The following is a 20,234-nucleotide window of genomic DNA, read 5'->3' as shown; positions in this document are numbered from 1 at the left end:
CTAAATGATAGTGGCAATTGAAGGAATAGTGAGTAAAAAAGAACCTACTTTTGTTGTTTTAAAAACTTCAAGTGGGATAAGTTATGGTGTTTATGTGTCGCTTTTTTGCTCAAGTAATTTTGAAAAAGATCAAAAGGTTGAGTTTTTAATCACACAAATTATCAAAGAAGACTCTCATAAATTATATGGATTTTTAGATATTAATGAGCAAAGAATGTTTGAATTATTAATTAAAATTAGTGGTATAGGAGCAACTACTGCTATGGCGCTTTGCTCAAGCTTAGATACTAATACTTTTTACGCAGCTTTGCAAAGTGGTGATGAGAGTGTATTTAAAAAGGTTCCTGGTATTGGTCCAAAGAGTGCAAAAAGAATTATAGCTGAGTTAAGTGATACAAAAATCAATATAGAAAATTCCAATCAAGACCAAGCGCAAGCTTTGGCAGCTTTACTTTCACTTGGTTTTAAACAAGAAAATATTTTAAAGGTTTTAAGAACTTGTGAGAGTAAAAATACTAGTGAGCTTATTAAAGAGGCTTTGAAAAAATTAGCATAATAAAAGGAAAAATATAATGATATATGGTGTAATTTTTGGTGCAAATTCTTATGAGCATGAAATTAGCATTGTGAGTGCTGTGGTATTAAAAAAAGTACTCAAAGCGCAAAAAAAATTTATATTTTGTGATAAAAATAAAGAATTTTTTCTTATAGATGAAGAAAAAATGAATGCAAAAACTTTTAGTAGTGGTGCTTATAAAAAAGAAAAAGCCTTGGTGTTAAAGCAGGGTGGGTTTTTTATAAAAACTATGTTAGGTGAGAAAAAACTTGACATTGATGTAGCGGTAAATATCGTACATGGAAAAGATGGCGAAGATGGCAAAATAGCTGCTTTGCTTGATTTTTATGGTATAAAATACATAGGACCGCGTATAGAAGCTAGTGTTTTATCTTTTAATAAGGTTTTAACTAAACTTTATGCACAAAGTGTAGGGGTAAAAACACTTGATTATAAGGTTTTAAATTTGCATAAAGAGCAAAATGTTTCTTTAGACTTTCCTTGTATTTTAAAGCCTGCAAGATTAGGTAGTAGCATAGGTATAAGTATAGTTAAAGATGAAAGCGAGCTTAAATATGCTAAAGATGTTGCCTTTGAATTTGATGAGGATGTTGTGGTTGAAAAATTTGTAAGCAATATTAAAGAATATAACTTAGCAGGTTGTATGATAGGTGAAAAAATGGAATTTTCTATCATTGAAGAGCCTAGAAAAAATGAAATTTTAGATTTTGAACAAAAATATTTAGGTTTTTCAGAAAGTTCTAAAGTCAGTGAAGCAAGTATTAGTGAAGAATTAAAGCAAAAACTAAGAGATAATTTTACGAGAATTTATAATCCTTTATTTAAAGGAGCTTTGATTCGCTGTGATTTTTTTGTGATAGGTGATGAGGTTTATTTAAATGAGATCAATCCAAATCCAGGATCATTGGCAAATTATTTATTTGAAGATTTTACTAACATAGTTGATAATTTAGCAAAAAATATAGAGCTAGAAAAGCAAATTAAGATCGATTATGCTTTTATTCACAGCATTAATGGACAAAAAGGTAAGTTATAATCATGGCTACTTTTAGCAAAGATGAAATTTATACTGCAACTGAAGTAGTAAGAAATTTCAGTACTATGCTTGAAAAAACAAAAAAGAGCGAAAACGGTAGAGTGGTGATAGTAAAAAATAATAAATTTGAAGCCGTGCTTTTGAGCTTTGAAGAATATGAGCGTTTAAATGAAGCTGTAATGCTTTTAGAAAAGATTTATAAAGATAAAAAAGGCTAGAAATGGCAAAAACTAGAGTATATTCTAATGGATATTTTTATAATTTAAGCTATGAAATCATCAATCCAAAATGTGAAAAAACAATTCTTATTTTACACGGTTGGGGTGCTAATAAAGAGCTTATGAAACAAGCTTTTGAAAAGCCTTTGAATGATTTTAAACAAATTTATTTAGATTTGCCTGGTTTTGGAAATTCAAGCATAGATGCACCTATGGATTCTTATGCTTATGCTAAGGTTGTAGAAGACTTTTTAATTACAATTGAGCAAAAGGCAGATTATTTAATGGGGCATTCTTTTGGTGGAAAAGTTGCGACTATTATGTGTCAAAACGCTAATTTTCAGGGTTTGATTTTACTCTCTAGTGCAGGTGTGGTTTTACCAAAAAGCTTTAAAGTGAGGTTTAAAATAGCCTTGTTTAAAATTTTAAAAAATCTTCCTTATGGGGATTTTTGGAGGAAATTTTTTATTAGTAAAGACGCTCAAGGCATGAGTGAAGTGATGTATGAAACCTTTAAGAAGGTTGTTAATGAAAATTTAGAAAATGAATTTCAAAAGCTTAAAAACCCTATTTTGATTTTTTGGGGTAATGAAGATAAGGCTACGCCTTTAAAAAGTGGAGCGATTATCCATTCTTTAGCACAAAAAGGAAATTTTTTTGCATTAGATGGGGATCATTTTTTCTTTTTAAAACATGCTGATTTTATAAATGAAAAAATACATGAGGAATTTTTAAAAAATGATTAGTATGATAGCTTTTTTAAGTTTGAATTTTTTACTTGGATTTTACCTGATTTTAGCTTTGCAATGGTACTCTTATAAATTCTCACGCATAATTTTACATTTTGCTAAGCCTTTGTGGCATTTATATTTTTTAATAATTCCTTATTTTGCTTTTGTGTTTTCTTTGTATAGCGGAAATTTTTATTTATATTTTATAGTTTTTGCTTTATCTTTGTTATATGGCGGATACTTATATAAAAATTTAGATAAAAAGCTAGTTTTTACTACTAGGATTAAGCGTTATTTTTTATTTTTGTCGCTTTTTACTTTAGTATTTATGCCATTTTTTTGGATAGGTTTAGAAGCTTTAGTAGCTGCATTTTTATTAAGCTTTTTAGTAGAAAAAATAAACCAAAATACATTTATAAAAAAAGCAAATAAAAAAATTTGTGATAATCCAAATTTAAAAATTATATTAATTACTGCAAGTTTTGGAAAAACAAGTATAAAAAATTTTTTATACGAACTTTTAAAAGATGAGTTTAAGTGCTATAAAACTCCAAGAAGCGTTAATACTTTTATGGGTATAGTAAAAGATATCAATGAAAATTTAGAAAATAATACTGAAATTTATATTGTAGAAGCTGGCGCAAGAGAGCAAAATGATATTTTAGAAATTACAGAGTTTTTAAATCCTCAAATTTGTATAGTAGGTGAGATTGGTTTGGCGCATTTGGAGTATTTTAAAACTCAAGATAATATCCGCAGTGCTAAGTTGCAAGCTTTAAAATCCAAACGTTTGGAAAAATACTTTTTACACTCAAGCACCTTATATGAAAATGAATTTTATGATGATTGTTTAAGTGATGTTAGGGCAAGTTTAGAAGGTTTAGATTTTAAAATAAGATTAGATAATAATATTTATGATTTTCATGCAAATTTACTAGGCGCTTTTAATGCTTATAATATTAGTGTGTGTATTTTACTTGCTCATTATTTAGGAATAAAAATAGAAAATATTATAAAAAGTGTATTAAATTTAAAAGCAGTAGAACATCGTTTGCAAGTGATTTCTAAAGAGCCTAAATTTATCATAGATGATGGTTTTAATGGAAATTTTAAAGGTATGAGTCAAAGCTATGAGCTTTGCAAAAGTTATCAAGGAAGAAAAATTTTGGTAACTCCTGGTATAGTTGAAGTTAATGAAGAAGAAAATATAAAATTATGCAAGATAGTCAATGAATGTTTTGATTTTGTAATTATTACTTCAGAGGCTAATAGCGCGATTTTGCAAAAACATATTACATTAGATTTTTATGTATTAAAAGAAAAATCTCAACTTGTGCAAACTTTATCAAAATTAACCCAAAATGGAGATTTGATTTTATTTTCTAATGATGCGCCAAGTTTTATGTAAAACCATTTAGCTTAAAAAGGCCAAATGGTTTCCATGAATTTTGTCCCCCAAGGCTTGCGTGTAGATTTATCTATATCGCCTTCAGTTTTATAAAGAATTTTTGCATCAGCTATGTATTTACTATCTATCATATTATCTTGAGAAATATCGTAAGGTCTTATAACCCCACTTAGCTGAATGATTTGTTTTTCACCATTAATTAAAAGCTCACGACTTCCTTCTATAAAATAATTTCCATTAGATAAAACTTTAATCACTCTAGCAGAAATGGTGGTTTGGAAATTTTCACTTCTAGTTTGGCTTCCTGTGCCTTGATATTGTGAAGTACTTGCTGTAGTATAGCCTATATTTGTATAATCATTGATAAAATCTCTAGCTTTGCTAAGTCCAGCACCAGTGGTTACTTGTCCTCCGCCTAAATTAACATTATTGTTTTTACTTGTAGCTTTAGAGCCTTGTGAGTTTTGTGTAGCATTTTCTCTAATGACTACAGTAACTAAATCATTTACATTCATTGCTTTTTTATCAGAAAATAAAGGATTATCTCCTTTACCAAACAGCGATCCAGGATTGCTTTGGGTATTATGATTTTGCTTTGGAGCTAATTCTTCTACATAAGTTGGAGGTTTCATGTTAATATGTGGATCGACTGTGGCGCTACAACCAAACATTACAAAAGGTAACAAGTAAAAATTAACATTTTTAAATTTCATAGCTTTATAACCTTATATTATTGTGATGAATTTTAAAATTATTATATTACAAAAAAACAATTATTTTGTTAAAAAAGAGGAAAAAATGAAATCCATGTTTTTATTAAATTGTGTTGATGAGAAATTTTTAACACAGTCTTTAGAAAAAGTTCAAGGTAAAATAGCCTTTTACTTTCCTGTTTTTTGTGAAAAAAATAAAGAAAAAATTGCTTTAATATGTTCAAAAACCAATTTTAAGTTAGATTTTTTTAGTAGTTTTGAAAAAAATAATTATCAAAGCAAAATTACTCAAAATTCAAATGATTTTTTTAAAAAAATAATTCAAGATTTTGAAAAAATAAAAAATAAAAATGATTTTGTTATAGTGGTTGGAGTAGATGATTTTGGTTTGATGGGAGATTTGAGTTTAAATATAGCCTTAGCTAAAGAGCTAAATGCTCCACTATATGCAAAAAGTCAAGATGAAAATCATACTATGTTAAATTTTTTACTAAGTCAAAAGCTTAGCGACTTTGTTTTGTTAAAAGAAAATGAAGATTTTACTCAAGATTTATTACAAGAATATACCTATAAAACTCAGGCAAGATTTTCTTATGAGCTTTTTGAAAAAGCAAAAGCAGATAAAAAAGTAGTGGTTTTGCCTGAAAGTTTTGATGAAAGAGTATTAAAAGCTAGTGAGTTTTTAATGCAAAATGAGATTGTTGATTTGATTTTGCTAGGCGATAGCAATGAAATTTGTGCTAAAGCTAATAGTTTAAATATTAATATCGATGGTGTACGTATTATAAATCCTAAAAATTCTCAATATAATGAAGAATTTGAAGAGCTTTTGTATGAAGCTAGAAAAAGTAAAGGTATGAGTAAAGAAGAAGCTAAAAAATTAGTGCAAGATAAAACATATTTTGCGACCTTGCTTGTACATACTCAAAAAGCGCATGCTATGGTAAGTGGTGCGAGTACAACTACTGCTGAAACTATTCGTCCTGCCTTGCAAATTATCAAAACAAAACCTGATGTGAGTTTAGTTTCTGGTATGTTTTTTATGTCTTTAGAAGATAAAGTTTTGGTTTTTGCTGATTGTGCTGTTATGCCAAATCCAACTCCTGAGCAACTTGCTGAAATTGCTTATGTGAGCGCAAATAGCGCTAAAGCTTTTGGGCTTGAACCTAAAGTGGCTTTGCTTTCGTATTCTAGTGGAGATAGTGGAAGCGGGGCTAGCGTGGATGCAATTAAAGAAGCTACTAAAATAGCTAAAGAAAAATATCCTCAACTTGAGCTAGAAGGTCCTATACAATTTGATGCAGCATATGATATGCTAACAGCAAAAAGTAAAATGCCAAATTCTAAAGTAGCAGGAAGAGCAAATGTATATGTGTTTCCTGATTTAAATGCGGCAAATATTTGCTATAAAGCAGTTCAAAGAACGGCAAATTCTTTAGCGATTGGTCCGATTTTACAAGGTCTTAAAAAGCCGATTAATGATTTAAGTAGAGGTTGTTTGGTAGAAGATATTGTTAATACTGTGATTTTAAGTGCTATTCAAGCACAAGAATAAGGAGAAAAATGAAAATATTGGTTTTAAATTCAGGTTCATCTTCAATTAAATTTAAGCTTTTTGAAAAAGATGAGGCTTTAGCATCTGGTTTGGTGGAAAAAATAGGCGAGCAAAGCTCTAAAATAGAGTTAAAAGATCTAAAAAGTGGTCAAAAATATAAAAAAGAATTAGCGATTAAAGATCATGAACAAGGTATTGAATTAGTAAATGAACTATTTGCTCAAAGTGGAATTTTACATGATTTAAATGAGCTTGATGGATGTGGACATAGGATAGTTCATGGAGGCCCAAATTTAACCAAGCATTGTTTGGTAGATGATGAAATTTTAAAAGAAATTGATAGGGTTTCTCACATAGCACCTTTACATAATCCTGCACATTTAATAGGTATTAAAACTATGATAAAAGCCGCTCCAAAAGTTCCTAATGTGACAGTTTTTGACACAGCTTTTCATCAAAGTATGCCTGATTATGCTTATATGTATGCTTTACCTTATGAGTTTTATGAAAAACACCAAGTAAGAAAATACGGCTTTCACGGCACTTCACATTCTTATGTAAGCAAGCAAGCTGCACATATACTTGGTAAAGATATTAATGAATTTAATGCAATTAGCGCTCATCTTGGAAATGGTGCAAGTGTTTGTGCTATAGAAAATGGAAAATGCGTAGATACTTCTATGGGCTTTACACCGCTAGAAGGTTTGATTATGGGAACTAGATGTGGAGATATTGATCCTGCTGTATTGCCATTTTTAGCAAAAGAATTAAATTTAAATCCGTCTGATTTAGATACTATAATGAATAAAAAAAGTGGTGTTTATGGAATTTGTGGGTTTAATGATTTTAGAGATATTGAAGCTCAAATTGAACAAAACAATGAAAAAGCAAGACTTGCTCTTGATATGTTTTGTTATCGTTTGAGTAAATATATTGGCTCATATTTTGCGATTTTACCTAGAGTTGATGCGTTGATTTTTACAGCTGGTATAGGCGAAAATGATGATATTGTTAGAGCAAAAGTTTGTCAAAGACTAGCGCATTTAGGATTTGATATAGATTTAGATAAGAATGCACAGCTTAGAAATGGCGAGATTAGTAAAAAAGACTCTAAAATTAAAATTTTAATTGTTCCAACAGAAGAGGAATTAGAAATAGCTAAAATTACCACAGAACTTATTAAAAATAAATAACCTTGAGTTTTAAAACTCAAGGTTATTTTTAAAATGCAGGGACCACTGCACCTTGGTATTTTTCATTGATAAAATCTTTTACTTTTTGACTTTGTAAAGCTTTTACTAAAGCTTTGATTTTAGGATTGTCTTTATTATCTTGAGTGGTTACTAAGATATTTGCATAAGGACTTTCTTTACTTTCTATTAAAATAGAATCTTTTACAGGATTTAAATTTGCTGATAAGGCATAGTTTGAGTTAATCACTGCAAAATCAACATCATCTAAAGCTCTTGGAAGTTGTGCTGCTTTTAACTCTTTAAATTTGATATTTTTTGGATTATCTTTAATATCAAGTGGAGTTTTTAATGCGCTATTTTCAAAACTAACGAGCTTGGTACTAGCGATAATATCTAAAGCTCTGCTTTCATTTGTTGGATCATTTGGTACAGCTATGGTAGCATTTTGTGGAAGATCTTGGATGTTTTTATATTTTTTAGAATAAACAGCCATTGGTTCGATATGAACTTTTGCAACGCTAATTAATTTTGTGCCTTTATTGGCATTAAACTCATCCAAATAAGGCTGATGTTGGAAGAAATTTGCATCAAGTTCTTTGCTATCTGTGCTAAGATTTGGTAAAATATAGTCATTAAATTCTTTAATTTCTAATGTGTAACCTTCTTTTTTTAATAAATCTTTAGTTTGTTCTAAAATTTCAGCATGAGGCACAGGTGTCGCACCTACAGTAATAACTTCATTAGCAAATAAACTTGCACCTAAAATTGTGCTTGCAGTGAGCAATTTTAACAATTTCATTTTAACTCCTTTTTATAGTTTTTAAAATGCTTGATTATATTGTAAAAATATTAATAAGATAGGAAAAGTTTTATTTTTGTTTGTTTTTGTATTCTTTAGCAAAATGTTTGAGTTCTTTTATAAATTTTATATACCCCCCCCCATACCAATTTTTTTGAGCCTTAATAAGAGCTTGTCCGATTTTATAAGAATAAGTATTTTGGTTTTTAATACCTTCACTTTTATAATCATCATAGCTTGATAAAGGTGGAAGTTTAAGATAAGGTTTTGTTTTTAAATCTTTTTGATATTGCTTGGCAAGTTTTGTGTGTTTATAGTAAATCTTTAACAAAGTAAAAGGTAAAAAAGGAATTTTTTTCTTATTTTTAGTGCATTCTATAAAAGCATAGCCTAGTTTGTATGATAAATGATATCTTACTCTTGCTTTTGCTTGAGTATTAGTAGCTTTTATTCCATCTAAATATCTACTTCCTCCAAGTTTTAACCATTTTTTATAGTATTCTTGCCATTTAGGCCATGTTTGATTGCATAAAACATTGTTCCAAAAACGATTATTACTACCTTCTGCATGTGTTATAGAGGCTTTTTGTGATAAATTAGTTCTATAATCAATATTTCCATTATAAGTATCTTTTAAATCTTTTATTTTAAATTTGTGTTCTAGTGCTAGGAGTGTAAACAATCCTTGATCGTTTAAATTTTGAATGTTTTCATTTAAATGTTTATATATAAATTGATAGCATTTTAAAGGATTTGGTATAAGATCTGTAAAGACTAAAATTCCAGTTAAATACGTACGCTTTTGATGATACTCTTTTTTTGCAGGCAAGCTTTCAAGAAGCAAAGTTTTACCTAATCTTGCACCAAAATGATATTTTTTAGCTCTTAATTTGCTAAGTTCATCTATACTTTTTAAAAGTAAAACATCAAAATCAGGATAAATAATACTTTCGCATTCATCTAAAAACTTAAAAGCTTCAAATCTTGCAAAAGCCATATGCGTCCATCTTTTTAAGAAAAATAAATTATTAATATCGTTTTGGTTTTTACTAAGAGTGGCTAAAAAATCTTCTTGAGTAAAAGGAAGAAATTTAATTGTTTTATTTTTAACAATTTTTTGCATGATATTTTGATCATTCAAGCTAAAACCATCATGTAAAATGTAAAACACATCTACCTTTTCACCCATAACATCCATAATGTTAATGAGCAAGGTTCCTATGGTAAAGCTTGAATTTTTAGTCGCTGCTAGCAAAATACCAAGTTTATGTTTCATTGTTTATCTTTTGGTGATTTTATAAAGAATATTTCCTATAAATTGTATGATTTGAACTAAAACAATTAAAATCACAACGGTTTGAATCATAATATCAGTTCTAAAACGCTCATAACCATAGCGAATAGCTACATCGCCCAAACCACCACCACCAACAGTTCCTGCCATAGCGGAAAATCCTATTACGATGATTAAAATCAAAGTAATACCATTAATAATGCTTGGTAAAGCCTCACTAAACATAACTTTAAAGATAATTTGTGCTTTGCTAGCTCCATAAGATCTTGCTGCTTCAATGATAGCAGGATCAATTTCTTTAAAAGCACTTTCAATCATTTTAGCTAAATAAGGCGCAATTCCTATGGTAAGTGGTACTATGGTAGCAGTTGTTCCTATACTAATACCAATAAGATATTTTGTAAAAGGGCTTAAAACTACAATGAGTACTAAAAATGGAAAGGATCTTAAAATATTGATAATAAAATCAAGCACACTGTAAATGCTTTTATTTTCCCATAAGCCACCTTTATCAGTAACAGTAAGCACAATTGCAGGGATAAGTGCGATTAAAAAGGCTAAAAAAGTGGCTGTAAAACTCATATAAAGAGTTTCTAATAATGCCGGATAAAGTATATTTTCAAAATTTTTTAAAATTGCTTCTAAATTCATTACACAAGCTCCCAAATAACGCCATTTTCTTGTAAATAATTTAAAACTCTTTCTTGATCTTTAGCTTCTATATTGATTACCAAATTTCCTAAAGCATTGTTGTTTAGTTTTTCTATCTTGCCCCAAACTATATTAAAATCAATATTTAAACTTCTAGCCATATGAGTGATAATGCTTTGATTTGCTTTTTCTTTGCAAAAATATAAGCGCACATTAACTCCATTTTGTGGTAAAAAATCACTTTCACCTAGAAATTCACGCATTTTTTCACTTGGCTTTAAAAATAAATCTTCGATTTTTCCTTGACCTATGATTTGTCCATGTTCTAATAATACAGCCTTTTGTGCTATTTGTTTTACTGCTTCCATTTCATGAGTTACTAATACTACGCTGATGTTAAATTCTTGATTGATTTTAGCAATAAGCTCTAAAATATTGTTTGTAGTATTTGGATCAAGTGCAGAAGTAGCTTCATCGCTTAGTAAAATTTTAGGATTTAAAGCAAGGGCTCTAGCTATGGCTACCCTTTGTTTTTGCCCACCACTTAGTTCATTTGGATATGCCTTGCTTTTGGCTAAAAGGCCCACAAGATCTAAAAGCTCATTAACTCTTTTTTGAATTGTGCTTTTGTCAAAATTATGAATTTCTAAAGGCATAGCTACATTTTCAAATACATTTTTTCTACTCATAAGTGCAAAATGCTGAAAAATCATTCCTATATCTTTTCTAAATATTCTTAACTCTTTTTCTTTTAAGGTAGCTATTTCTTTACCAAAAACTTCTACGCTACCACTTTGATAATTTTCCAAACCATTAATACATCTTAGCAAAGTTGATTTTCCTGCCCCGCTGTGTCCAACAAGAGCATAAATTTCTCCTTCTTTAACTTCTAAAGAAACATCATTTATAACTAATTCTTTGCCATAATATTTTTTAAGATTTTGTATTTTTATCACTTATTAGCCTTCTAAATTAGAAATTTCATCATTGATTTTTTCAAGTTGAGCTTTAATATTTTCAAGTTGAGTTTTATTTTGCTCAACAACCGCAGCCGGTGCATTAGAAATAAATTTTTCATTTTTCATCATAGCATCTAGCTTGTTAAATTCTTTTTCAAGTTTTGTTTTTTGACTATTAAGCCTATTTAAAACACCACTTAAATCAAGATCTTGAGTTGGTATAAATACTTCTAAATTCTCGCTTACATCTCTAATGGATTTTTCTAAATTTGTACTAATAAACTCGATGTTTTCACATTTTGCAAGTGTTGAGATGAAATTAGTGTAATTTTTTAACTCAGCCATTAAACTCTCATCGTTTAATTTTATACAAGCTTTTTGAATTTTTGCATTTGCAAGCTCTACTAAGGTTTTTGCACGGCGTAAACTCACTATGCTTTCTATAATGATATTGAATAATTTTTCGGTTTTTTCATCTCTAGAATTAAATTTAGGATATTTTGAAATCATTATAGACTCATGAGTTTGGATAGAAGTTTTACTTAACTCATGGTATAAATGCTCGCTAATAAATGGCATAAAAGGATTTAAAAGCTTTAATGCTTCTTTGAAAATGCTTCCAAGTTCTTTTATGCTTGATTTTTCAGCCTTACTAAGCTCGATCCCCCAATCACAAAATTCATCCCAGAAAAATCTATACAAAGTATTTGCCGCATCATTAAAGCGGTAATTATCTAAATTTTCTCTTGTTTCTTTTACACATACTTCAAAACGAGACAGCATGTATTTTGCCAAGTTAGTTTGAATTTTGCTTTTATCTAAATCTTCAAATTTTTCTTCATTTAAGAGTAAAAATTTACTTGCATTATAAAGCTTGTTGGTAAAATTTCTAACTTGTATGAGTTTGTCATTGCTTAACTTTATATCTCTACCTTGGATAGCTAAAAGAGCAAGAGTAAAACGCAAGATATCAGCACTATATTCATCCACGCTTTGCACAGGATCAATGACATTACCTAAAGACTTACTCATTTTTCTACCTTGTTCATCTTTAACCAAAGCATGCAAATATATATCTTTAAAAGGAAGTTCACCTAAGGCATTAGTGCTTTGAAACATCATTCTAGCAACCCAGAAAAACAAAATATCAAAACCAGTGATTAATAAAGAATTTGGATAAAAATCTTTTAAATCATCTTCATGCCAAAGTGTATTTTTACCCCAGTCTTTATTACCCCAACCTAAAGTACTCATAGCCCAAAGACCTGAAGAAAACCAAGTATCTAAAACATCAGGATCTTGTTTGAAATTAGTGCTTTGGCATTTTGGGCATTGGCTTGGAGTTTCTTCGCTTGCCCATTCATGAGAGCATTCACAGTAATACACAGGAATTTGATGACCCCACCAAAGTTGTCTTGAAATACACCAATCTTTTAAATCCCTCATCCAAGCATTAAAGCTATTAATCCAATGTGCAGGGTAGAATTTGCTTCCACCAAGATTAACTTTTTCTATACTTTCTTTTGCGATTTCATTTTTTACAAACCATTGTTTAGAAATATATGGCTCAACCACATTTTTACAACGATAGCAATATCCTACTTGATTAGTATAATCTTCTATTTTTTCAACAAAATCTTTTTCTTGTAATTCTTTTATAATAACATCTCTTGCATCTAATCTTTCTAAGCCTTTAAAATGCAAGCAATGTTTATTTAAAATACCTTTTTCATCAAAGATAGTAATAAAATCAAGTTTATGTCTTAAGCCTACTTCATAGTCATTATGATCATGTGCTGGGGTTACTTTTACAAAACCTGTGCCAAATTCCATATCTACATGCTCATCAGCAATAATAGGAATTTTTCTATCTATTAAAGGTAAAATGACATTTTTGCCTATTAAGTGTTTAAATCTTTCATCGTTTGGATTAACCATCACAGCACTATCACCAAAATAAGTTTCTGGCCTTGTGGTGGCTACTACGATGTATTCTTGAGAATTTTCTAAGAAATATTTTAAATAATATAATTTTCCTTTATTTTCTTTGTGTTCTACTTCTATATCACTTAATGCTCCATCATGAGTGCACCAATTTACCATGTAATTTCCACGCACGATGAGCTTTTTATCATAAAGATCTACAAAGGCTTTTTTTACCGCATTTACTAAACCTTCATCCATAGTAAAGCGCAAACGACTCCAAGCAGGAGTGATACCTAAAATTCGCATTTGCTTAACTATGGTACCACCGCTTTGTTCTTTCCATTCCCATACTTTTTTTATAAATTCTTCTCTACCAAGTTCTTCTTTTTTAATGCCTTGAGCTAAAAGTTGTTTTTCTACAACATTTTGTGTTGCAATGCCTGCATGATCAAGCCCTGGTTGGTAAAGGGTTTTATAACCATCCATTCTTTTATAACGCGTTGTGATATCTTGTAAAGTACAAGTTAGAGCATGACCTATGTGTAAAACACCTGTTACATTAGGTGGAGGCATCATAATGCAAAAGTTTTTGCCTTTTTCTTGAATTTTTTCATTACCATTGATTTCAAAATATCCGCGTTCTTCGCAAATTTTATAATATTCTTTTTCTAGTGATTTATCATACATAATTGCTACCTTGAGAATGAAAATAAATTGTTATGTTAGCTTAAAATTGTTAAAGAAGTTTTGAAATTTAGAAATTAGTTATAAAAAACTAATTTCTACTTTACGATTATTTTGTCTTTGAGAATCAGACTTATCTTTAGTAGGGTAGGTATCTTTTCCCAAAGATTCTATTTCTATAACCTCAGTAAAGCTAAAGAAATGTTTAGCCACATTCATTGCTCTATTTAATCCTATCATATAGTTTGCAAAAGTGCTACCTCTATCATCTGCATAACCTTGAATTTTGATTCTTTTGATTATATCTTCTCTTGCTAGATTTTGATTGATTTTTTCCAGTAAATTTTCATTGCTATATTTGCTATACCCATTTCTTTCAAATAAAAATTTCAAATCAGAAATTTTAACATCTACATAATTGTATTTTTTCTTATTTTTAGCAAAAACAATATCTTTATTATATATGCTTAATTTCATATTATCATTTGATAGTATATCAATAAAAATAGTTAAATTATAATCTTGGGAATTAACTTTAACAGGATTAATCATTTCTTTTAACATATCAATTCTATAATCACTTAAGCTTTTTCCATCTAATACATAAACTTTAACAAAATCATCACTCAAACTTGGCTCATATCTGCTAGTTTTGCCTTTTGCAATGTATTCTTGCATGGTATTTTTATATTTTGTTGTTTTTTCTTTTTTTACGCTTGTTTGTTTGTTGTTTTCAACGAGAAGTTTTTGTTCTTCTTGGGTTGCTTTAGGTGTAATAGTTTCATTTTTAGAAACTTCAGCTATATTTGTTTTGGTTGTTGGTGCAACTTCTTGAGTGCTTGTATTTTCATCTATGATAGGATTATTTTGTACTGGAGTTTCTTCTTTTAAAGGCTCTTGAACTGTTTGTTGTGGTTGATAAGTATTATCACTTATATTATTTCTTTCTTGGTTGTATTGAGTACTTGGCGGAGTGTAGCTTTGATAAGAACTACTTTTTTTATAATCATATACATAAGTATTTGAATCATCTTCAAAATACCACATATAAAAACCAATACTAGCGCCTATTAGCACCACAAAAGCTATACTAAAAGCAATAATACTTTTCATTTTTTATCCTTTGTGAAGTCCTTAAAAGGACTTTTGATTATTTATAATTTTTAATAGAATTTTCTAAAATTTCACTTGCTTTTTCAATGCCTGCAAATTCTTTTACTTTTACCCATTTGTTTGGTTCAAGCATTTTATATGTTTCAAAGAAATTTTTGATTTTATCTAAGCTTGCTTTTGGTAAATCATCTAAACTTTTAATATTATCATATCTTGGATCAATTTTGCTTACAGGAACAGCTAGTAATTTTTCATCCATACCGCTTTCATCTTCCATTAATAATACCCCTATTAAACGACAAGGAATCACAGCTCCTGCTTGGATAGGGTATTCATTTAAAACCAAAACATCAATAGGATCGCCATCATCTGCAAGAGTATTTGGTATAAAACCATAGTTTGCTGGATAAAACATAGCTGAATACATCACACGATCAACCATGATGGCTCCGCTTTCTTTATCAAGCTCGTATTTGATGTTTGATCCATAAGGAATTTCAATAACTGCATTAAGTTTGTTTGGTACTTCTCCAACTTTGATTTTGCTAATATCCATTTTTTATCCTTTATTTTAATAAATCATTGATTAAATTTTTCATATCAGCTACGATAGCTTCAATACTTCTTTCACCATTGATTATATGGTGGATATTTTCTTTAGTATAAAAATTTGTTATTTCTTCTAAAGGTTCTAAATAAACTTTCATTCTATTATTGAAAACTTCTTCGTTATCATCAGCACCTCTAGCACGTCCTAAAACTCTTTCTCTAGCAACTTCTTCGCTAACTTTAACTTCTATAACACCTTTTAAAATTACTTCACTTTGGTTTTTTAATACCTTATCAAACTCAAGCATTTGTTCAACACTTCTTGGATAACCATCTATTAATATAGTATTAGTTGGTGCATTTTTTAAAGCAGTGATGATGGTATTAACTACCACTTCTAAAGGAACTAAATTTCCCTTAGAAATAAAGCTATCAATAGTCTTTCCAAGTTCGCTTCCACTAGCCACTTCTGCTCTTAGTAAATCACCTGTAGAATAGTGAGTAACGCTTGCATCATCTTTAGCTATGATGCTTGCATCGGTTGTTTTACCACTACCTGGTGCACCTATAATTAAAAATAATTGTTTCATTTAGTATTCTCCCTTAATCTTATACCTAATTCTCTCATTTGTTCATTGCTTACTTCGCTTGGAGCTTGAGTCATAAGACATTGTGCTCTTTGTGTTTTAGGAAAAGCTATGACTTCTCTAATGCTTGAAGATTTTGTTAAAAGCATGATAAGTCTATCAAGGCCTATTGCTATACCACCATGTGGCGGTGCTCCAAAGCTTAATGCATCAAGTAAGAAACCAAATTTCTTTCTTTGCTCTTCTTCATTAATATTTAAAAGCTTAAAGACTTTTTGTTGGATAGGGCTTTTATGAATTCTTATGCTACCACCACCTAATTCTACACCATTTAACACCACATCATGTGCAATAGAATTAATTTCTTCTAAATCTTGCTCGTCAATATTTTTTGGCATAGTAAATGGATGGTGCATTGCAGAATAGCTTCCATCATCATTTTGTTCAAACATAGGAAAATCAATAACCCATAAAAATTCTAACTTATCCTCATCAATAATTTTCATTTCATCAGCAAGGAATAATCTAAATCTACCCATATAATCAAGCACGGTTTTCTTAGCTCCTGCGCCAAAAAATACTACATCTCCAACTTCTAATTCACATCTTTGAATTAAAGCATTCAAATCCTCTTCGCTAAAGAATTTACAAAGTGGACCCTTAGGACCATCTTCTTTCATTTGTATGAATGCAAGTCCTGCTGCTCCAAATTTGCGTACAAATTCTTCAAATCTTTGCATTTGGCGTTTAGAAAAAATCGTATCGCCTTTTGGAACTCTTAAAGCTTTAATGCGATTTTTCTTCGTATCTTTTGCGATATTTGCAAAAATTTCGTTATTTGATTTTGCAAAAATATCAATCACATCAATAAATTTCATATCAAATCTTAAATCAGGCTTATCAGAACCATAATTTTCCATAGCTTCTTTATAACTCATTTGTCTAAAAGGTATGCTAATTTCTTTTCCGCAAGCTTTGAAAATATCTTTGAGTAAATTTTCTGCCATAGCTATGATATCTTTTTGTTCGCAAAAACTCATTTCTATGTCTATTTGAGTAAATTCAGGTTGGCGATCTGCTCTTAAATCCTCATCTCTAAAGCATTTTGCAATTTGAAAATATCTATCAAATCCTGAACACATTAAAAGTTGTTTGAAAAGTTGAGGACTTTGAGGTAGGGCGTAAAATTCGCCTTGATGTACGCGTGATGGTACCAAATAATCTCTTGCACCTTCTGGGGTGGCTTTAGTTAAAATAGGAGTTTCAACCTCTAAAAATCCCATTTTTGCTAAAGAATTTCTTGTTGCTATACAAGCAGTTGATCTTAGAGCAAAATTATCATAAAGTTTTTTACTTCTTAAATCTAAAAATCTATATTTTAATCTTAATTCTTCATTCACACTTTCATCGCCTATAGCAAAAGGTATTACAGCACTTTCATTTTCAATAGTAAGTTTGCTTATAACAACTTCTATTTCCCCGGTTTTTAATTTTGGATTTACAAGTCCTTCACCGCGTGGGCGAATTTTTCCTTGTGCTATTAAAACATATTCATTTCTTACTGATGAAGCTATATTGTGTGCTTCTTGATTATCTGCAGGATCGCATACTAACTGTATAAGTCCGCTACGATCTCTAAGATCGATAAAAATTACACCTCCATGATCACGGTAAGAATTTACCCAACCACATAATGTTACTTCCGCGCCAACATTTTGTATGTTAAGCTCTGTATTGTAATGAGTTCTCAAAATTTTTCCTTAGCTTAATTTTGTTCAATTTTGTTATTATAGTATTTTATTCTTTTGCTTAGCTAAGTTTTGTTATAATTTTTTTATGAAAAAAAATATAAATATAGAAAAAATTCAAAAAATAGGCTTATTTTGCAGGTTAAATACAAATTTAAATGAGCAAATTGCTTTTTTAAAAACAATTTTTTTGCAAAAAAATATAGAGCTTGTGTTGCTAGAGCAAGAAAAAATTAATTTAAAAGATTTACAAAAATTGGATTTTTTGATTTCTCTGGGTGGAGATGGTACGCTTTTGTCTTTATGTAGACAAGTTTATCAAGCTAAAAAGCCTATTTTGGGTATAAATGCAGGAAATTTAGGTTTTTTAACAGCTCTTTCTTTTAATGAGATAGAAAGTTTTTTTAAAGATTTTTTTAAAAGTGATTTTAAAATAGAAAAAGCCAAAATGCTTCAAATAACGCTTTGTAAAAAAAACAAAATCATTAAAAAATTTGCTTTTAATGATGCGGTTTTTTCTCGTGATAATGCTTTAATGGCAAATGTAGAAGTTTTTTTTGAAAATAAACTTTTTAATGCTTATTATGGAGATGGTTTGATTATAGCTAGCTCAAGTGGCTCGACTGCTTATAATATTAGTGCAGGTGGGCCTATAGTGCATCCTTGGAGTGAAATTTTTGTTCTAACTCCAGTTTGCTCTCATTCTTTAACTCAAAGGCCCATAGTTTTACCTTATGGCTTTGAACTTGAATTGAAAGTTGAGCATTGTTTGCTGTATTTAGATGGACAAGAAGTGATTGATCCTAAAGAATATGATAGAATTCTTATAGGACTTAGTAAAAAAGAACTTAGTTTTATACATAAAAAAGATAGAGATTATTTCCAAGTTTTAAAAGAAAAGTTAAATTGGGGCAAGTGATGATAGAGAGTATTTTAATCAAAGAAAATTTAGGTTTTAAACAGGCAAAATTAGACTTAGAAGCTGGACTTACTGTCTTTACTGGCTTAAGTGGTGCTGGAAAGTCTGTGCTTTTTAAGGCTATTTTAGCAGCATTTGCACTAAGTGAGAGTGAAGCTAAAATGGTAGAAATTTTGTTAAATGATGAACTTGAATTAGATGAGTTTGGTATCGAAAATGAAGAATTAAATGTATTTAAACTTTTAAAAGATAAAAGCTCGCGTTATTTTATCAATAATCAACTTATTTCAAAAAAGAATTTAGCCTTGCTTTCTAAGAAATTTGTAAAATATCTTTCAGCTAAGGAAAATAATGAGTTTTCAAATGAAAGATTTTTGAACTTACTTGATTTTATGCAATCAAAAGAGGATAAGAAATTTCAAGATTTTTTAAATGAATATAAAAATATTTATAAAGAATATATGGAAAATAAAACTAAATTAGAAAAAATTCAAGAAGAAGAAAAAAAAATAGAAGAATTAAAAGAATTTACGAGCTTTGAAATGCAAAAAATTCAAAGTATTAACCCAAAAATAGGTGAATTTGATGAGTTGATGAGTTTAAAAAAAAGACTTTCGAAAAAAGACAAAATTGACGCTGCTTGGAATAGAGCAAGTAGAATTTTTGAGTTAGAATCAGCAGTGATTGAAGCTTTGCAAATTAGTGATGTTGATAGTTCATTTTTTTCAGAGTGTTTAAACGAACTAAGGGCAGTGTGGGAAAATCAAAGCTTTGATGATTTTGATTTTGATATAGAAGAAGTACTTGATAGGATAGAAAAACTTTCTTCTTTGATTTCAAAATATGGAAGTATAGAAGAAGCTTTAGAAGCTTTGGAGAAGAAAAAGGCAGAATTAGCTCATTATGAAAATTTAAGTTTTGAAAAAAAGGAATTAGAAGAAAAAGTACAAAGTGCTAAAATATTTTTAGATGAGAAAAGTCAAAAATTAAGTACTTTGCGTAAAAAAAGATTAAAAGAGCTTGAAAAATTACTTAATTTTTATCTTGAAAAACTTTATATGAAAGAAGTTAAATTAGAACTTAAAGATTGTGCTTTAAGTATTTTAGGTAAAGATGAAGTGAGTTTAAATATCAATGAAGCTAGTTTAAAAAATTTAAGTTCAGGCGAGATAAACCGTCTAAGACTTTCTTTTATTGCAACAGAATGCAATGTTACTAATAAAGCTAGTGGAATAATATTTTTAGATGAAATTGATGCAAATTTAAGTGGCAAAGAAGCTATGAGTATAGCTGAAGTATTAAAAGAGCTTGCTAAGTTTTATCAAATTTTTGCAATTTCACATTTACCACAGCTTTCATCAAAAGCAAGCAATCATTTTTTAGTAGAAAAAATAGGAAATGAAAGTAGGGTAAGAAAAATAGAAAAAGAAGAAAGAGTAAGAGAACTTGCTAGAATGGTAAGCGGGGAAAATATCACACAAGAGGCTTTAGAATTTACTAGAACTTTACTTTAAAAACAAAAAGTAAATTTCTATATGTTATAATTATACTTTTAAATTATAAAGAGAGTTGGC

18 protein-coding genes and 1 pseudogene are annotated in these 20,234 nt (G+C 29.4%); 9 read left to right on the top strand and 10 right to left on the bottom strand.

The genetic code is table 11. From position 1 onward, the window contains the following. Positions 1-4: 4 nt before the first annotated feature. The 5 genes from ruvA to L8U00_RS06090 are packed head-to-tail and all read left to right on the top strand — an operon-like array spanning position 5 to position 3,970. Positions 5-556 carry a Holliday junction branch migration protein RuvA gene (gene ruvA, locus L8U00_RS06110; protein WP_263708890.1) on the top strand — a complete coding sequence of 184 codons (552 nt, stop codon included), beginning with the start codon at positions 5-7 and terminating at the stop codon, positions 554-556. Between the two features lie 16 nt (positions 557-572). Further along, the gene (locus tag L8U00_RS06105) at positions 573-1,613 is read left to right on the top strand and encodes a D-alanine--D-alanine ligase (RefSeq protein WP_263708889.1); all 1,041 of its coding nucleotides are present in this window, start codon (positions 573-575) and stop codon (positions 1,611-1,613) included. 2 nt (positions 1,614-1,615) lie between these two features. After that, a complete protein-coding gene (locus L8U00_RS06100; protein WP_012661347.1) occupies positions 1,616-1,831 on the top strand; it encodes a type II toxin-antitoxin system Phd/YefM family antitoxin in 216 nt (71 codons plus the stop codon). A 2-nt stretch (positions 1,832-1,833) separates the two neighbouring features. Beyond that, a complete protein-coding gene (locus L8U00_RS06095; protein WP_263708888.1) occupies positions 1,834-2,577 on the top strand; it encodes an alpha/beta fold hydrolase in 744 nt (247 codons plus the stop codon). Further along, a complete protein-coding gene (locus tag L8U00_RS06090) occupies positions 2,570-3,970 on the top strand; it encodes a Mur ligase family protein (RefSeq protein ID WP_263708886.1) in 1,401 nt (466 codons plus the stop codon). The genes L8U00_RS06095 and L8U00_RS06090 overlap by 8 nt, the downstream gene beginning before the upstream one ends. Positions 3,971-3,981: 11 nt before the next feature. Here the strand turns inward: L8U00_RS06090 and flgH are convergent, their stop codons facing one another. Continuing rightward, positions 3,982-4,683: a flagellar basal body L-ring protein FlgH gene (gene flgH, locus L8U00_RS06085; RefSeq protein ID WP_263664106.1), complete on the bottom strand. Its 702-nt coding sequence runs from the start codon at positions 4,681-4,683 to the stop codon at positions 3,982-3,984. An 85-nt stretch (positions 4,684-4,768) separates the two neighbouring features. On the opposite strand from flgH, the gene pta reads away from it, so the two are divergent. Next, entirely contained in the window at positions 4,769-6,238 is a 1,470-nt protein-coding gene (gene pta, locus L8U00_RS06080; RefSeq protein WP_263708885.1) for a phosphate acetyltransferase, read from the top strand. 8 nt (positions 6,239-6,246) lie between these two features. Then, positions 6,247-7,431 carry an acetate kinase gene (locus tag L8U00_RS06075; protein ID WP_263708884.1) on the top strand — a complete coding sequence of 395 codons (1,185 nt, stop codon included), beginning with the start codon at positions 6,247-6,249 and terminating at the stop codon, positions 7,429-7,431. Positions 7,432-7,459: 28 nt separating this feature from the next. Here L8U00_RS06075 and L8U00_RS06070 read toward each other — a convergent pair whose 3' ends face one another. From L8U00_RS06070 to aspS, 9 genes and pseudogenes are all read right to left on the bottom strand, one after another. Further along, positions 7,460-8,230 (bottom strand): MetQ/NlpA family ABC transporter substrate-binding protein, encoded by a 771-nt coding sequence (locus L8U00_RS06070; RefSeq protein ID WP_263708882.1) that lies wholly within the window; start codon positions 8,228-8,230, stop codon positions 7,460-7,462. A gap of 70 nt (positions 8,231-8,300) precedes the next feature. Beyond that, positions 8,301-9,506, bottom strand: coding sequence for a glycosyltransferase (locus L8U00_RS06065; RefSeq protein ID WP_263708881.1), 1,206 nt, complete (start codon positions 9,504-9,506; stop codon positions 8,301-8,303). Positions 9,507-9,515: 9 nt separating this feature from the next. Then, positions 9,516-10,172, bottom strand: a pseudogene (locus L8U00_RS06060) (methionine ABC transporter permease); the annotation flags it as partial. A 2-nt stretch (positions 10,173-10,174) separates the two neighbouring features. Beyond that, entirely contained in the window at positions 10,175-11,131 is a 957-nt protein-coding gene (locus L8U00_RS06055) for a methionine ABC transporter ATP-binding protein (RefSeq protein ID WP_263708880.1), read from the bottom strand. A 3-nt stretch (positions 11,132-11,134) separates the two neighbouring features. Beyond that, positions 11,135-13,747, bottom strand: a complete 2,613-nt coding sequence (locus L8U00_RS06050; protein ID WP_263708879.1) for a valine--tRNA ligase — start codon at positions 13,745-13,747, stop codon at positions 11,135-11,137. A 78-nt stretch (positions 13,748-13,825) separates the two neighbouring features. Further along, a complete protein-coding gene (locus L8U00_RS06045) occupies positions 13,826-14,857 on the bottom strand; it encodes a hypothetical protein (RefSeq protein ID WP_263708878.1) in 1,032 nt (343 codons plus the stop codon). Positions 14,858-14,894: 37 nt separating this feature from the next. Beyond that, positions 14,895-15,413, bottom strand: coding sequence for an inorganic diphosphatase (gene ppa, locus L8U00_RS06040; protein WP_120759358.1), 519 nt, complete (start codon positions 15,411-15,413; stop codon positions 14,895-14,897). 10 nt (positions 15,414-15,423) lie between these two features. Next, positions 15,424-15,996 carry an adenylate kinase gene (locus L8U00_RS06035; protein ID WP_263702911.1) on the bottom strand — a complete coding sequence of 191 codons (573 nt, stop codon included), beginning with the start codon at positions 15,994-15,996 and terminating at the stop codon, positions 15,424-15,426. After that, on the bottom strand, positions 15,993-17,744 hold the full coding sequence (gene aspS, locus L8U00_RS06030) for an aspartate--tRNA ligase (RefSeq protein ID WP_263708877.1): 1,752 nt from the start codon (positions 17,742-17,744) through the stop codon (positions 15,993-15,995). The genes L8U00_RS06035 and aspS overlap by 4 nt, the downstream gene beginning before the upstream one ends. Before the next feature lie 85 nt (positions 17,745-17,829). Between aspS and L8U00_RS06025 the strand changes: the two genes are divergently transcribed. Then, positions 17,830-18,660, top strand: coding sequence for an NAD(+)/NADH kinase (locus L8U00_RS06025; protein WP_263708876.1), 831 nt, complete (start codon positions 17,830-17,832; stop codon positions 18,658-18,660). Continuing rightward, positions 18,660-20,174, top strand: coding sequence for an AAA family ATPase (locus tag L8U00_RS06020; RefSeq protein ID WP_263708875.1), 1,515 nt, complete (start codon positions 18,660-18,662; stop codon positions 20,172-20,174). Before L8U00_RS06025 ends, L8U00_RS06020 begins: the two co-directional genes overlap by 1 nt. Positions 20,175-20,234: the final 60 nt, after the last annotated feature.

Source organism: Campylobacter sp. IFREMER_LSEM_CL2256 (assembly GCF_025771645.1).
GTDB lineage: Bacteria > Campylobacterota > Campylobacteria > Campylobacterales > Campylobacteraceae > Campylobacter_D.
The sequence above is the reverse complement of the archived record's forward strand: the minus strand, read 5'-3'. Positions and strand labels throughout refer to the sequence as shown.

What these genes read in the sequence shown, in the direction of transcription:
- ruvA (WP_263708890.1), top strand. Translation starts at nt 5, where the DNA reads ATGATAGTGGCAATTGAAGGAATAGTGAGTAAAAAAGAACCTACTTTT.
- L8U00_RS06105 (WP_263708889.1), top strand. Translation starts at nt 573, where the DNA reads ATGATATATGGTGTAATTTTTGGTGCAAATTCTTATGAGCATGAAATT.
- L8U00_RS06100 (WP_012661347.1), top strand. Translation starts at nt 1,616, where the DNA reads ATGGCTACTTTTAGCAAAGATGAAATTTATACTGCAACTGAAGTAGTA.
- L8U00_RS06095 (WP_263708888.1), top strand. Translation starts at nt 1,834, where the DNA reads ATGGCAAAAACTAGAGTATATTCTAATGGATATTTTTATAATTTAAGC.
- L8U00_RS06090 (WP_263708886.1), top strand. Translation starts at nt 2,570, where the DNA reads ATGATTAGTATGATAGCTTTTTTAAGTTTGAATTTTTTACTTGGATTT.
- flgH (WP_263664106.1), bottom strand. Translation starts at nt 4,683, where the DNA reads ATGAAATTTAAAAATGTTAATTTTTACTTGTTACCTTTTGTAATGTTT.
- pta (WP_263708885.1), top strand. Translation starts at nt 4,769, where the DNA reads ATGAAATCCATGTTTTTATTAAATTGTGTTGATGAGAAATTTTTAACA.
- L8U00_RS06075 (WP_263708884.1), top strand. Translation starts at nt 6,247, where the DNA reads ATGAAAATATTGGTTTTAAATTCAGGTTCATCTTCAATTAAATTTAAG.
- L8U00_RS06070 (WP_263708882.1), bottom strand. Translation starts at nt 8,230, where the DNA reads ATGAAATTGTTAAAATTGCTCACTGCAAGCACAATTTTAGGTGCAAGT.
- L8U00_RS06065 (WP_263708881.1), bottom strand. Translation starts at nt 9,506, where the DNA reads ATGAAACATAAACTTGGTATTTTGCTAGCAGCGACTAAAAATTCAAGC.
- L8U00_RS06050 (WP_263708879.1), bottom strand. Translation starts at nt 13,747, where the DNA reads ATGTATGATAAATCACTAGAAAAAGAATATTATAAAATTTGCGAAGAA.
- L8U00_RS06045 (WP_263708878.1), bottom strand. Translation starts at nt 14,857, where the DNA reads ATGAAAAGTATTATTGCTTTTAGTATAGCTTTTGTGGTGCTAATAGGC.
- ppa (WP_120759358.1), bottom strand. Translation starts at nt 15,413, where the DNA reads ATGGATATTAGCAAAATCAAAGTTGGAGAAGTACCAAACAAACTTAAT.
- L8U00_RS06035 (WP_263702911.1), bottom strand. Translation starts at nt 15,996, where the DNA reads ATGAAACAATTATTTTTAATTATAGGTGCACCAGGTAGTGGTAAAACA.
- L8U00_RS06025 (WP_263708876.1), top strand. Translation starts at nt 17,830, where the DNA reads ATGAAAAAAAATATAAATATAGAAAAAATTCAAAAAATAGGCTTATTT.
- L8U00_RS06020 (WP_263708875.1), top strand. Translation starts at nt 18,660, where the DNA reads ATGATAGAGAGTATTTTAATCAAAGAAAATTTAGGTTTTAAACAGGCA.